Source organism: Escherichia sp. E4742 (genome assembly GCF_005843885.1).
Taxonomy (GTDB): domain Bacteria; phylum Pseudomonadota; class Gammaproteobacteria; order Enterobacterales; family Enterobacteriaceae; genus Escherichia.
This window is the reverse complement of sequence record NZ_CP040443.1, coordinates 619,781-633,536: the sequence shown is the minus strand read 5'-3', so window position 1 is coordinate 633,536 and position 13,756 is coordinate 619,781. Positions and strand designations below refer to the sequence as shown.

At 51.4% G+C, this 13,756-nt stretch carries 8 protein-coding genes, 1 tRNA gene, 2 rRNA genes and 1 other annotated feature; of the genes, 7 read left to right on the top strand and 4 right to left on the bottom strand.

Annotation, left to right across the window (positions count from 1 at the left end; genetic code table 11):
- The first annotated feature begins 6 nt into the window (after positions 1-6).
- Positions 7-1,128, top strand: a complete 1,122-nt coding sequence (tyrA, locus tag FEM44_RS03005) for a bifunctional chorismate mutase/prephenate dehydrogenase (RefSeq protein ID WP_135521430.1) — start codon at positions 7-9, stop codon at positions 1,126-1,128.
- Between the two features lie 41 nt (positions 1,129-1,169).
- Here tyrA and pheA read toward each other — a convergent pair whose 3' ends face one another.
- The 4 genes from pheA to bamD form a co-directional block, all read right to left on the bottom strand.
- Positions 1,170-2,330, bottom strand: coding sequence for a bifunctional chorismate mutase/prephenate dehydratase (gene pheA / locus FEM44_RS03000; protein ID WP_135521433.1), 1,161 nt, complete (start codon positions 2,328-2,330; stop codon positions 1,170-1,172).
- Positions 2,331-2,352: 22 nt separating this feature from the next.
- Positions 2,353-2,478, bottom strand: a sequence feature (Phe leader region).
- The gene (gene pheL / locus FEM44_RS02995; RefSeq protein ID WP_100249876.1) at positions 2,430-2,477 is read right to left on the bottom strand and encodes a pheA operon leader peptide PheL; all 48 of its coding nucleotides are present in this window, start codon (positions 2,475-2,477) and stop codon (positions 2,430-2,432) included. It overlaps the preceding feature by 48 nt.
- Before the next feature lie 102 nt (positions 2,479-2,580).
- Entirely contained in the window at positions 2,581-2,922 is a 342-nt protein-coding gene (gene raiA, locus FEM44_RS02990; protein ID WP_000178461.1) for a ribosome-associated translation inhibitor RaiA, read from the bottom strand.
- Positions 2,923-3,192: 270 nt separating this feature from the next.
- Positions 3,193-3,930: an outer membrane protein assembly factor BamD gene (bamD, locus tag FEM44_RS02985; protein WP_135521435.1), complete on the bottom strand. Its 738-nt coding sequence runs from the start codon at positions 3,928-3,930 to the stop codon at positions 3,193-3,195.
- A 134-nt stretch (positions 3,931-4,064) separates the two neighbouring features.
- On the opposite strand from bamD, the gene rluD reads away from it, so the two are divergent.
- From rluD to FEM44_RS02955, 6 genes are all read left to right on the top strand, one after another.
- The gene (gene rluD / locus FEM44_RS02980; RefSeq protein ID WP_135521437.1) at positions 4,065-5,045 is read left to right on the top strand and encodes a 23S rRNA pseudouridine(1911/1915/1917) synthase RluD; all 981 of its coding nucleotides are present in this window, start codon (positions 4,065-4,067) and stop codon (positions 5,043-5,045) included.
- Positions 5,042-5,773: a purine nucleoside phosphorylase YfiH gene (gene yfiH / locus FEM44_RS02975; protein WP_135521439.1), complete on the top strand. Its 732-nt coding sequence runs from the start codon at positions 5,042-5,044 to the stop codon at positions 5,771-5,773. Before rluD ends, yfiH begins: the two co-directional genes overlap by 4 nt.
- A gap of 129 nt (positions 5,774-5,902) precedes the next feature.
- Complete coding sequence (clpB, locus tag FEM44_RS02970; RefSeq protein WP_130259644.1) at positions 5,903-8,476, top strand: ATP-dependent chaperone ClpB; 2,574 nt, start codon at positions 5,903-5,905, stop codon at positions 8,474-8,476.
- A gap of 449 nt (positions 8,477-8,925) precedes the next feature.
- Positions 8,926-10,467: ribosomal RNA gene (locus FEM44_RS02965) — 16S ribosomal RNA — on the top strand.
- Positions 10,468-10,552: 85 nt separating this feature from the next.
- Positions 10,553-10,628 (top strand) — tRNA-Glu (locus FEM44_RS02960).
- A gap of 193 nt (positions 10,629-10,821) precedes the next feature.
- Positions 10,822-13,723, top strand: a 23S ribosomal RNA gene (locus FEM44_RS02955).
- The 16S and 23S rRNA genes sit together here with 1 tRNA gene alongside, the layout of an rRNA operon.
- Positions 13,724-13,756 lie beyond the last annotated feature (33 nt).

The following is a 13,756-nucleotide window of genomic DNA, read 5'->3' as shown; positions in this document are numbered from 1 at the left end:
TTTATTATGGTTGCTGAGTTGACCGCGTTACGCGATCAAATTGATGAAGTCGATAAAGAACTGCTGAAGTTATTAGCGAAGCGTCTGGAACTGGTCGCCGAGGTCGGCGAGGTGAAAAGTCGCTTTGGGTTGCCCATTTATGTTCCGGAGCGCGAGGCATCGATGCTGGCCTCGCGGCGCGCTGAAGCGGAAGCCCTCGGCGTGCCGCCAGATCTGATTGAAGATGTTCTGCGTCGGGTAATGCGTGAGTCCTACTCCAGTGAAAACGACAAAGGGTTTAAAACGCTTTGTCCTTCACTACGTCCCGTAGTCATTGTTGGTGGCGGCGGTCAGATGGGGCGCTTGTTCGAGAAGATGCTTACGCTGTCTGGCTATCAGGTGCGGATTCTTGAACAACATGACTGGGATCGCGCGGCTGAGATTGTTGCCGATGCCGGTATGGTAATTGTCAGCGTGCCTATTCATGTGACTGAACAGGTCATCGCCAAATTACCACGTTTACCGCAAGACTGTATTCTGGTCGATCTGGCATCAGTGAAAAATGGGCCGTTACAGGCCATGCTGGCGGCGCATGATGGTCCAGTGCTGGGGCTTCACCCGATGTTTGGTCCGGATAGCGGCAGCCTGGCGAAGCAGGTCGTGGTCTGGTGTGATGGACGTCAGCCAGAAGCGTACCAATGGTTTCTTGAACAAATTCAGGTCTGGGGCGCGCGACTGCATCGCATTAGCGCCGTCGAACATGATCAGAATATGGCGTTTATCCAGGCGTTGCGCCACTTTGCCACTTTTGCTTATGGCCTGCATCTGGCAGAAGAAAATGTTCAGCTTGAGCAGCTTCTGGCACTCTCTTCGCCCATATATCGTCTTGAGCTGGCGATGGTCGGGCGACTGTTTGCCCAGGATCCGCAGCTTTATGCCGACATTATTATGTCTTCAGAACGTAATCTGGCGTTGATCAAACGTTACTATAAGCGTTTTGGTGAGGCGATTGAGTTGCTGGAGCAGGGCGATAAGCAGGCGTTTATTGACAGCTTCCGCAAGGTGGAGCATTGGTTCGGCGATTACGCACAACGCTTCCAGAATGAAAGCCGCGTATTATTGCGTCAGGCGAACGATAGCCGCCAGTAATAATCCTGTGCCGGATGATTCACATCATCCGGCTTTTGTCATCAGGTTGGATCAACAGGCACTACGTTCTCACTTGGGTAACAGCCCAATACCTTCATTGAACGGGTGATTTCCCCTAACTCTTTTAACGCCTTTTGCATTTCCACGGATTCAAGATTGGCCTGAATATCCAGATAAAACATCTCTTCCCACGGATTACCGTGAATCGGGCGTGATTCCAGACGGGTCATAATCAGATTGTGGTTGCGCAATACCAGCAACGCTTCAACCAGAGCACCAGCTTGTTGTCCGGTAGCCATTAACAGTGTGGTTTTTGCCGGAACCTGGTCAGACACGTTAATGGCTTTACGTGCCAGCACCACAAATCGGGTGAAGTTTTGTCGTTGATTCGCCTCAATGCGCTCCAGTACCTGTAAACCGTACAAGGAACCGCCAGCTTCGCTTCCCAACGCAGCAACATGCGGTGATTTTGCCTGCGCAACCTTTTCCATTGCCGCGGACGTACTCTCGGTATATTCAATCTTCCAGTGCGGGTAACGGTTAAGGAATTTGCTGCATTGCTGGAACGGCTGCGGGTGGCTGTAGACCGTGTTGATAGCCGATAAATCGGTGGTGCCGGAAACCAGCAAACAATGGTCGATAGTTAACGTCATCTCACCAACAATCGACAAGCTGGTATGTTGCAGCAGATCGTAAACGTCGTTTATTGCGCCGGAGCTGGTGTTTTCGATCGGTACGACGGCATAGTCGGCCTGGCCGGTTTCCACCTGATTAAAAATATCGGCAAATTTGGCGCAGCCGCTTTCAATGAATTGCTCAAAGTGACGGGCAGCGTACTGGCGCGCCGCAAGATGTGAATAAGAACCTTTGGGACCGAGAAAAGCAATGCGGGCTGAGTGCGGATTAATTTTATTGAGATGCTGCTGGAGTAAAGCCTGCTGAGTTAATACGGAATCTTCAATGATGAGCTGGAACAGGCGAATAATGTAGTGGGCATCCAGATGGTGTGTCTTACCAAGCGTAATTAATCTTTCCAGCAAATCGCGCTCACGATCGATATCACGCACCGGGCGATGAGAAAGCAGTTTGGCTTTTCCCACCTCAACGGCTAGCTCGCGCCGCTCTGCCAGTAACGCCAGCAATTTTTCATCCAACGCGCTGATTTTCTCGCGCAGCGCCAGTAATGGGTTTTCCGATGTCATAGTGTTGCCTTTCTTGTTATCAATAAAAAAGGCCTCCCGATTTGGGAGGCCTTATTGTTCGTCTTCGCATTCTGTTTCACACGACGAAACGCCTCCCATTCAGGGGAGGGTAAAAAAGAATGCGAAGAAGAACGGCGTGTGTTTCATGTTTGTTTCCTTAAGCGACTTCAGTACAGTACCCGTACTGTTTTCACGCTGTCAACAAAAAACGCGCCCGAAGGCGCGTTGGCGATACACTCAATATAAAGGACTACTCTTCTTCAACTTCTTCGACGAAGTTGGCGTCTTTCACCGACGTTGCGGCACGACGTGCTTCGCCTTTGTGCTGCAGTTTATTGAGCTGCCGTTCCAGCTTGTTGATCAATTCGTTAATTGCAGTGTACATATCTTCATGTTTACCACTGGCAACCAGAACGCCGTTAGGTGTATTGATAGTGGCGTCAGCAACGAACCCTTGTGGTTCCTTGGACAGAATGATATGCGGATTAATCAGGTGCGTTTGCCATTTTTCCAGTTTGGCGAGACGGTCTTCGACATGTTGGCGGATTGCCGGAGTAATTTCCATTTGTTTGCTGGTAATGTTCATTGTCATAAATTTTACCTCTTGTCTTCCCGTCTTGGTGAATTCAGCATACCGCTCCTGATGTCAAAATGTGTGATGAAAATCTCATAATTTTGTCACTTTTTGTCAACGAAGTTTTTTTGTGAGAAATCGCAGGAAGAGGTGTTTTTTTACTTGAGGAATGTCTCAAAGCGAGCCATATTTGATAGGATCAGTCGCGACTGAATCGCTTTAGTTAGCGTTTAAATCGAATAAAAAAACGGCAGCTCCAGGGCTGCCGTTTTGCGTCTATCACACCTGTTAAGTGTTGCTGCTGTTAGCGGCAATAATTTTCGCGACTTTTTCAGCCTGAGCGTTCATCTGCATCTGGCGGTAAGCATTTTCCATCAGCGGCAGCGCATCACGCGTAGCCTGGGTATCCGGGTAGTCACGCAGCATGCCTTCGACGCGGTTGACGACGGCAACCCATGCGCCACGTTCGGTGTAGTACTCTGCAACGGAGTATTCATATTTCGCCAGACGATCTTTCAGGAACACCAGACGTTTGGTTGCATCAGTGGTGTACTGGCTGTTTGGATAGCCGCGCACCAGTTTGGAAAAGTCACTAAACGCAGCTCGGGCATGTTGAGGATCGCGATCGCTACGGTCAACGCCAAAGAACCCTTGCAATGCGCTATCATCCAGCGCCATATTGGTCAGGCCACGCATGTACATGACGTAATCGATATTCGGATGGGTCGGGTTGAGGCGAATAAAACGATCGATGGCAGCCTGTGCTAACGGCAGATCGGCGTTTTTATAGTAGGCGTAGATGAGATCCAGCTGCACCTGCTGCGAATACGGACCAAACGGATAGCGATTATCTAACGCTTCCAGTTGCGTTATTGCCTGTCTCCAGTTACCGTCCTGCAGCTTTTGTTGTGCAGTCGCGTAAATTTTATTTGGCGGATTATCAGGTACTTCTTCCTTTGACCCCGAGCAACCCGCCAAAAACAGGCTTAGTGTGGCGGCTGCCACCAGATATTTCATGCGCGTCATGACGTTTTGACTTTCCTCAAAATGTAATACGGGAGATTCTCTGTTCCTGCTCCCGGTTAAGACCAGCTACAATAGCACACTATATTAAACGGCAAAGCCGTAAAACCCCAACGATAAACGAAGAAGCAGTATATATGGCACAACGAGTAGAACTCACTGCAACAGTGTCCGAAAACCAACTCGGTCAACGCTTAGATCAGGCTTTAGCCGAAATGTTCCCGGATTATTCACGTTCGCGAATAAAAGAATGGATCCTGGACCAGCGCGTGCTGGTTAACGGCAAAGTTTGTGATAAGCCGAAAGAAAAAGTATTGGGTGGCGAGCAGGTTGCCATCAACGCCGAGATTGAAGAAGAAGCGCGTTTTGAACCGCAGGATATCCCGCTGGATATCGTCTATGAAGATGAAGACATTATCGTCATTAATAAACCGCGCGACCTGGTGGTACATCCTGGCGCGGGTAACCCGGATGGCACGGTATTGAATGCGTTGCTTCATTACTATCCGCCCATTGCCGATGTACCGCGTGCGGGCATTGTCCATCGTCTGGATAGAGACACCACTGGCCTGATGGTTGTCGCAAAAACCGTTCCGGCTCAGACGCGTTTAGTAGAATCTTTGCAACGGCGTGAAATTACTCGTGAGTACGAAGCGGTGGCAATTGGTCATATGACTGCTGGTGGCACGGTGGACGAGCCAATCAGTCGCCATCCGACCAAACGTACACATATGGCGGTGCATCCGATGGGCAAACCGGCGGTCACTCACTATCGCATTATGGAACACTTCCGTGTGCACACGCGTCTGCGGCTGCGTCTGGAAACTGGACGTACGCACCAGATCCGCGTGCATATGGCCCATATCACCCATCCGCTGGTGGGCGATCCGGTTTATGGTGGCCGTCCGCGTCCGCCAAAAGGGGCTTCGGAAGCGTTTATCTCCACGCTGCGTAAGTTTGATCGTCAGGCGCTTCATGCAACCATGCTGCGTCTTTATCACCCGATCTCCGGCATCGAAATGGAATGGCATGCGCCTATTCCACAAGATATGGTGGAGCTGATTGAGGTGATGCGCGCCGATTTCGAAGAGCATAAGGATGAAGTGGACTGGTTATGAGTAAGCTGATTGTCCCGCAGTGGCCGCTGCCAAAAGGTGTTGCGGCCTGTAGCTCTACCCGTGTCGGCGGCGTGAGCTTGCCGCCCTACGACTCGCTCAACCTCGGTGCTCATTGTGGTGATAACCCGGAGCACGTCGAGGAAAATCGCAAGCGACTTTTTGCTGCGGGTAATTTGCCTTCAAAACCGGTCTGGCTTGAGCAGGTACACGGTAAAGATGTGCTTAAGCTTACTGGCGAACCTTATACCTCAAAACGGGCGGATGCCTCGTATAGCAACACACCCGGCACGGTTTGTGCCGTAATGACAGCCGATTGCCTGCCCGTGCTGTTTTGCAATCGGGCAGGAACGGAAGTCGCGGCTGCCCATGCAGGCTGGCGCGGATTGTGCGCTGGCGTTCTGGAAGAGACGGTTTCCTGTTTTGCCGATAAGCCCGAAAACATTCTTGCCTGGTTGGGGCCGGCAATTGGTCCACGCGCGTTTGAAGTGGGGCCGGAGGTTCGCGAGGCGTTTATGGCAGTAGACGCCAAAGCGAGTACAGCTTTCATTCAGCATGGTGATAAGTATCTGGCGGATATTTATCAGCTTGCCCGACAGCGTCTGGCGAGCATTGGTGTTGAGCAAATTTTCGGCGGCGACCGTTGTACATATACGGAAAATGAGACTTTCTTCTCTTATCGTCGCGACAAGACCACCGGTCGTATGGCAAGTTTCATTTGGCTGATATAACCTAAAGAATCAAGACGATCCGGTACGCGTGATTTTCTTTTCACATTAATCTGGTCAATAACCTTGAATAATTGAGGGATGACCTCATTTAATCTCCAGTAGCAACTTTGATCCGTTATGGGAGGAGTTATGCGTCTGGATCGTCTTACTAATAAATTCCAGCTTGCTCTTGCCGATGCCCAATCACTTGCACTCGGGCACGACAACCAATTCATCGAACCACTTCATTTAATGAGCGCCCTGCTGAATCAGGAAGGGGGTTCGGTTAGTCCTTTATTAACATCTGCTGGCATCAATGCTGGCCAGTTGCGCACAGATATCACTCAGGCATTAAACCGTTTACCACAGGTTGAAGGTACAGGTGGCGATGTCCAGCCATCACAGGATCTGGTGCGCGTTCTTAATCTTTGCGACAAGCTGGCGCAAAAACGTGGTGATAACTTTATCTCGTCAGAACTGTTCGTTCTGGCGGCACTTGAGTCTCGCGGCACGCTGGCCGATATCCTGAAAGCAGCAGGGGCGACCACCGCCAACATTACTCAAGCGATTGAACAAATGCGCGGAGGTGAAAGCGTGAACGATCAAGGAGCTGAAGACCAACGTCAGGCTTTGAAAAAATACACCATCGACCTTACCGAACGAGCCGAACAAGGCAAACTCGATCCGGTGATTGGTCGTGATGAAGAAATTCGCCGTACTATTCAGGTACTGCAACGTCGTACTAAAAATAACCCGGTGCTGATTGGTGAACCTGGTGTTGGTAAAACTGCCATAGTTGAAGGTCTGGCGCAGCGTATTATCAATGGCGAAGTGCCGGAAGGGCTGAAAGGCCGCCGCGTACTGGCGCTGGATATGGGCGCGCTGGTGGCTGGGGCGAAATATCGCGGTGAGTTTGAAGAACGTTTAAAAGGCGTGCTTAACGATCTCTCCAAGCAGGAAGGCAACGTCATCCTGTTTATCGACGAATTACATACTATGGTTGGCGCAGGTAAAGCGGATGGCGCAATGGACGCCGGGAATATGCTCAAACCGGCACTGGCACGTGGTGAGCTGCACTGCGTGGGGGCCACGACGCTGGACGAATATCGCCAGTACATCGAAAAAGATGCTGCGCTGGAACGTCGTTTCCAGAAAGTGTTTGTTGCCGAGCCTTCTGTTGAAGATACCATTGCGATTCTGCGTGGCCTGAAAGAACGTTACGAACTGCACCACCATGTGCAAATTACTGACCCGGCAATTGTTGCAGCGGCGACGTTGTCTCATCGCTACATTGCTGACCGTCAGCTGCCGGATAAAGCCATCGACCTGATCGATGAAGCGGCATCCAGCATTCGTATGCAGATTGACTCAAAACCGGAAGAACTCGACCGCCTCGATCGTCGTATTATTCAGCTCAAACTGGAACAACAGGCGTTAATGAAAGAGTCTGATGAAGCCAGTAAAAAACGCCTGGATATGCTCAACGAAGAACTGAGCGACAAAGAACGTCAGTACTCCGAGTTAGAAGAAGAGTGGAAAGCAGAGAAAGCGTCGCTCTCTGGTACGCAGACCATTAAAGCGGAACTGGAACAGGCGAAAATCGCTATTGAACAGGCTCGCCGTGTGGGTGACCTGGCGCGGATGTCTGAACTGCAATACGGCAAAATCCCGGAACTGGAAAAGCAACTGGAAGCCGCAACGCAGCTCGAAGGTAAAACTATGCGTCTGTTGCGTAATAAAGTGACCGACGCCGAAATTGCTGAAGTGCTGGCGCGTTGGACGGGGATTCCGGTTTCTCGCATGATGGAAAGCGAGCGCGAAAAACTGCTGCGTATGGAGCAAGAACTGCACCAGCGCGTTATTGGTCAGAACGAAGCGGTTGATGCGGTATCTAACGCTATTCGTCGTAGCCGTGCGGGGCTGGCGGATCCAAATCGCCCGATTGGTTCATTCCTGTTCCTCGGCCCAACTGGTGTGGGTAAAACTGAACTTTGTAAGGCGCTGGCGAACTTTATGTTTGATAGCGACGAGGCGATGGTCCGTATCGATATGTCCGAGTTTATGGAGAAACACTCGGTGTCTCGTCTGGTTGGTGCGCCTCCGGGATATGTCGGTTATGAAGAAGGTGGCTACCTGACCGAAGCGGTGCGTCGTCGTCCGTATTCCGTCATCCTGCTGGATGAAGTGGAAAAAGCGCATCCGGATGTCTTCAACATTCTGTTGCAGGTACTGGATGATGGACGTTTGACTGACGGGCAGGGTAGAACGGTCGACTTCCGTAATACGGTGGTTATTATGACCTCTAACCTCGGTTCCGATTTGATTCAGGAACGCTTCGGTGAACTGGATTATGCGCACATGAAAGAGCTGGTGCTCGGCGTGGTAAGCCATAACTTCCGTCCGGAATTCATTAACCGTATCGATGAAGTGGTGGTCTTCCATCCGCTGGGTGAACAGCACATTGCGTCGATTGCGCAGATTCAGTTGAAACGTCTGTACAAACGTCTGGAAGAACGTGGTTATGAAATCCACATTTCTGACGAGGCGCTGAAATTGCTGAGCGAGAACGGTTACGATCCGGTCTATGGTGCACGTCCTCTGAAACGTGCAATCCAGCAGCAGATCGAAAACCCGCTGGCACAGCAAATACTGTCTGGTGAATTGGTTCCGGGTAAAGTTATTCGCCTGGAAGTTAATGAAGACCGGATTGTCGCCGTCCAGTAAATAAGAAAAGCGAGCCCTTCGGGGCTCGCTTTTTGTCTAATTTCCAACCGGAAATGGTCGTTTTTAAGGTGTTTTGCTTAAGAATTGAACGAACGATAAATTTTTTATATTTTCCGCTTGTCTCTTCAGAATAACTCCCTATAATGCGCCACCACTGACACGGAACAACGGCGAACAAGCCGCCGGGTCAGCGGGATTCTCCTGAGAATTCTGGCAGAGAAAAGCGAAAATAAACGCTTGACTCTGAAAGAGGAAAGCGTAATATACGCCACCTCGCGACAGTGAGCTGAAAGCCGCGTCGCAACTGCTCTTTAACAATTTATCAGACAATCTGTGTGGGTACTCGAAGATACGGATTCTTAACGTCGCAAGACGATAAATGAATACCAAGTCTCAAGAGTGAACACGTAATTCATTACGAAGTTTAATTCTTTGAGCATCAAACTTTTAAATTGAAGAGTTTGATCATGGCTCAGATTGAACGCTGGCGGCAGGCCTAACACATGCAAGTCGAACGGTAACAGGAATCAGCTTGCTGATTCGCTGACGAGTGGCGGACGGGTGAGTAATGTCTGGGAAACTGCCCGATGGAGGGGGATAACTACTGGAAACGGTAGCTAATACCGCATAACGTCGCAAGACCAAAGAGGGGGACCTTCGGGCCTCTTGCCATCGGATGTGCCCAGATGGGATTAGCTAGTAGGTGGGGTAACGGCTCACCTAGGCGACGATCCCTAGCTGGTCTGAGAGGATGACCAGCCACACTGGAACTGAGACACGGTCCAGACTCCTACGGGAGGCAGCAGTGGGGAATATTGCACAATGGGCGCAAGCCTGATGCAGCCATGCCGCGTGTATGAAGAAGGCCTTCGGGTTGTAAAGTACTTTCAGCGGGGAGGAAGGGAGTAAAGTTAATACCTTTGCTCATTGACGTTACCCGCAGAAGAAGCACCGGCTAACTCCGTGCCAGCAGCCGCGGTAATACGGAGGGTGCAAGCGTTAATCGGAATTACTGGGCGTAAAGCGCACGCAGGCGGTTTGTTAAGTCAGATGTGAAATCCCCGGGCTCAACCTGGGAACTGCATCTGATACTGGCAAGCTTGAGTCTCGTAGAGGGGGGTAGAATTCCAGGTGTAGCGGTGAAATGCGTAGAGATCTGGAGGAATACCGGTGGCGAAGGCGGCCCCCTGGACGAAGACTGACGCTCAGGTGCGAAAGCGTGGGGAGCAAACAGGATTAGATACCCTGGTAGTCCACGCCGTAAACGATGTCGACTTGGAGGTTGTGCCCTTGAGGCGTGGCTTCCGGAGCTAACGCGTTAAGTCGACCGCCTGGGGAGTACGGCCGCAAGGTTAAAACTCAAATGAATTGACGGGGGCCCGCACAAGCGGTGGAGCATGTGGTTTAATTCGATGCAACGCGAAGAACCTTACCTGGTCTTGACATCCACGGAAGTTTTCAGAGATGAGAATGTGCCTTCGGGAACCGTGAGACAGGTGCTGCATGGCTGTCGTCAGCTCGTGTTGTGAAATGTTGGGTTAAGTCCCGCAACGAGCGCAACCCTTATCCTTTGTTGCCAGCGGTCCGGCCGGGAACTCAAAGGAGACTGCCAGTGATAAACTGGAGGAAGGTGGGGATGACGTCAAGTCATCATGGCCCTTACGACCAGGGCTACACACGTGCTACAATGGCGCATACAAAGAGAAGCGACCTCGCGAGAGCAAGCGGACCTCATAAAGTGCGTCGTAGTCCGGATTGGAGTCTGCAACTCGACTCCATGAAGTCGGAATCGCTAGTAATCGTGGATCAGAATGCCACGGTGAATACGTTCCCGGGCCTTGTACACACCGCCCGTCACACCATGGGAGTGGGTTGCAAAAGAAGTAGGTAGCTTAACCTTCGGGAGGGCGCTTACCACTTTGTGATTCATGACTGGGGTGAAGTCGTAACAAGGTAACCGTAGGGGAACCTGCGGTTGGATCACCTCCTTACCTTAAAGAACTGTTCTTTGCAGTGCTCACACAGATTGTCTGATAGAAAGTAAAAAGCAAGGCGTCTTGCGAAGCAGACTGATACGTCCCCTTCGTCTAGAGGCCCAGGACACCGCCCTTTCACGGCGGTAACAGGGGTTCGAATCCCCTAGGGGACGCCACTTGCTGGTTTGTGAGTGAAAGTCGCCGACCACTGTATCTCAAAACTCACTTACGAGTGATGTTTGAGATATTTGCTCTTTAAAAATCTGGATCAAGCTGAAAATTGAAACACTGAACAACGCAAGTTGTTCGTGAGTCTCTCAAATTTTCGCAACACGATGATGAATCGAAAGAAACATCTTCGGGTTGTGAGGTTAAGCGACTAAGCGTACACGGTGGATGCCCTGGCAGTCAGAGGCGATGAAGGACGTGCTAATCTGCGATAAGCGTCGGTAAGGTGATATGAACCGTTATAACCGGCGATTTCCGAATGGGGAAACCCAGTGTGTTTCGACACACTATCATTAACTGAATCCATAGGTTAATGAGGCGAACCGGGGGAACTGAAACATCTAAGTACCCCGAGGAAAAGAAATCAACCGAGATTCCCCCAGTAGCGGCGAGCGAACGGGGAGCAGCCCAGAGCCTGAATCAGTGTGTGTGTTAGTGGAAGCGTCTGGAAAGGCGCGCGATACAGGGTGACAGCCCCGTACACAAAAATGCACATGCTGTGAGCTCGATGAGTAGGGCGGGACACGTGGTATCCTGTCTGAATATGGGGGGACCATCCTCCAAGGCTAAATACTCCTGACTGACCGATAGTGAACCAGTACCGTGAGGGAAAGGCGAAAAGAACCCCGGCGAGGGGAGTGAAAAAGAACCTGAAACCGTGTACGTACAAGCAGTGGGAGCCTCTTTATGGGGTGACTGCGTACCTTTTGTATAATGGGTCAGCGACTTATATTCTGTAGCAAGGTTAACCGAATAGGGGAGCCGAAGGGAAACCGAGTCTTAACTGGGCGTTAAGTTGCAGGGTATAGACCCGAAACCCGGTGATCTAGCCATGGGCAGGTTGAAGGTTGGGTAACACTAACTGGAGGACCGAACCGACTAATGTTGAAAAATTAGCGGATGACTTGTGGCTGGGGGTGAAAGGCCAATCAAACCGGGAGATAGCTGGTTCTCCCCGAAAGCTATTTAGGTAGCGCCTCGTGAATTCATCTCCGGGGGTAGAGCACTGTTTCGGCAAGGGGGTCATCCCGACTTACCAACCCGATGCAAACTGCGAATACCGGAGAATGTTATCACGGGAGACACACGGCGGGTGCTAACGTCCGTCGTGAAGAGGGAAACAACCCAGACCGCCAGCTAAGGTCCCAAAGTCATGGTTAAGTGGGAAACGATGTGGGAAGGCCCAGACAGCCAGGATGTTGGCTTAGAAGCAGCCATCATTTAAAGAAAGCGTAATAGCTCACTGGTCGAGTCGGCCTGCGCGGAAGATGTAACGGGGCTAAACCATGCACCGAAGCTGCGGCAGCGACACTATGTGTTGTTGGGTAGGGGAGCGTTCTGTAAGCCGTTGAAGGTGTGCTGTGAGGCATGCTGGAGGTATCAGAAGTGCGAATGCTGACATAAGTAACGATAAAGCGGGTGAAAAGCCCGCTCGCCGGAAGACCAAGGGTTCCTGTCCAACGTTAATCGGGGCAGGGTGAGTCGACCCCTAAGGCGAGGCCGAAAGGCGTAGTCGATGGGAAACAGGTTAATATTCCTGTACTTGGTGTTACTGCGAAGGGGGGACGGAGAAGGCTATGTTGGCCGGGCGACGGTTGTCCCGGTTTAAGCGTGTAGGCTGGTTTTCCAGGCAAATCCGGAAAATCAAGGCTGAGGCGTGATGACGAGGCACTACGGTGCTGAAGCAACAAATGCCCTGCTTCCAGGAAAAGCCTCTAAGCATCAGGTAACATCAAATCGTACCCCAAACCGACACAGGTGGTCAGGTAGAGAATACCAAGGCGCTTGAGAGAACTCGGGTGAAGGAACTAGGCAAAATGGTGCCGTAACTTCGGGAGAAGGCACGCTGATATGTAGGTGAAGCGACTTGCTCGTGGAGCTGAAATCAGTCGAAGATACCAGCTGGCTGCAACTGTTTATTAAAAACACAGCACTGTGCAAACACGAAAGTGGACGTATACGGTGTGACGCCTGCCCGGTGCCGGAAGGTTAATTGATGGGGTCAGCGCAAGCGAAGCTCTTGATCGAAGCCCCGGTAAACGGCGGCCGTAACTATAACGGTCCTAAGGTAGCGAAATTCCTTGTCGGGTAAGTTCCGACCTGCACGAATGGCGTAATGATGGCCAGGCTGTCTCCACCCGAGACTCAGTGAAATTGAACTCGCTGTGAAGATGCAGTGTACCCGCGGCAAGACGGAAAGACCCCGTGAACCTTTACTATAGCTTGACACTGAACATTGAGCCTTGATGTGTAGGATAGGTGGGAGGCTTTGAAGTGTGGACGCCAGTCTGCATGGAGCCGACCTTGAAATACCACCCTTTAATGTTTGATGTTCTAACGTAGACCCGTGATCCGGGTTGCGGACAGTGTCTGGTGGGTAGTTTGACTGGGGCGGTCTCCTCCTAAAGAGTAACGGAGGAGCACGAAGGTTGGCTAATCCTGGTCGGACATCAGGAGGTTAGTGCAATGGCATAAGCCAGCTTGACTGCGAGCGTGACGGCGCGAGCAGGTGCGAAAGCAGGTCATAGTGATCCGGTGGTTCTGAATGGAAGGGCCATCGCTCAACGGATAAAAGGTACTCCGGGGATAACAGGCTGATACCGCCCAAGAGTTCATATCGACGGCGGTGTTTGGCACCTCGATGTCGGCTCATCACATCCTGGGGCTGAAGTAGGTCCCAAGGGTATGGCTGTTCGCCATTTAAAGTGGTACGCGAGCTGGGTTTAGAACGTCGTGAGACAGTTCGGTCCCTATCTGCCGTGGGCGCTGGAGAACTGAGGGGGGCTGCTCCTAGTACGAGAGGACCGGAGTGGACGCATCACTGGTGTTCGGGTTGTCATGCCAATGGCACTGCCCGGTAGCTAAATGCGGAAGAGATAAGTGCTGAAAGCATCTAAGCACGAAACTTGCCCCGAGATGAGTTCTCCCTGACTCCTTGAGAGTCCTGAAGGAACGTTGAAGACGACGACGTTGATAGGCCGGGTGTGTAAGCGCAGCGATGCGTTGAGCTAACCGGTACTAATGAACCGTGAGGCTTAACCTTACAACGCCGAAGATGTTTTGGCGGATTGAGAGA

Bases quoted from the DNA above. Each gene is read 5' to 3' on its own strand.
- tyrA (WP_135521430.1), top strand. From the start codon at position 7: ATGGTTGCTGAGTTGACCGCGTTACGCGATCAAATTGATGAAGTCGAT.
- pheA (WP_135521433.1), bottom strand. From the start codon at position 2,330: ATGACATCGGAAAACCCATTACTGGCGCTGCGCGAGAAAATCAGCGCG.
- raiA (WP_000178461.1), bottom strand. From the start codon at position 2,922: ATGACAATGAACATTACCAGCAAACAAATGGAAATTACTCCGGCAATC.
- bamD (WP_135521435.1), bottom strand. From the start codon at position 3,930: ATGACGCGCATGAAATATCTGGTGGCAGCCGCCACACTAAGCCTGTTT.
- rluD (WP_135521437.1), top strand. From the start codon at position 4,065: ATGGCACAACGAGTAGAACTCACTGCAACAGTGTCCGAAAACCAACTC.
- yfiH (WP_135521439.1), top strand. From the start codon at position 5,042: ATGAGTAAGCTGATTGTCCCGCAGTGGCCGCTGCCAAAAGGTGTTGCG.
- clpB (WP_130259644.1), top strand. From the start codon at position 5,903: ATGCGTCTGGATCGTCTTACTAATAAATTCCAGCTTGCTCTTGCCGAT.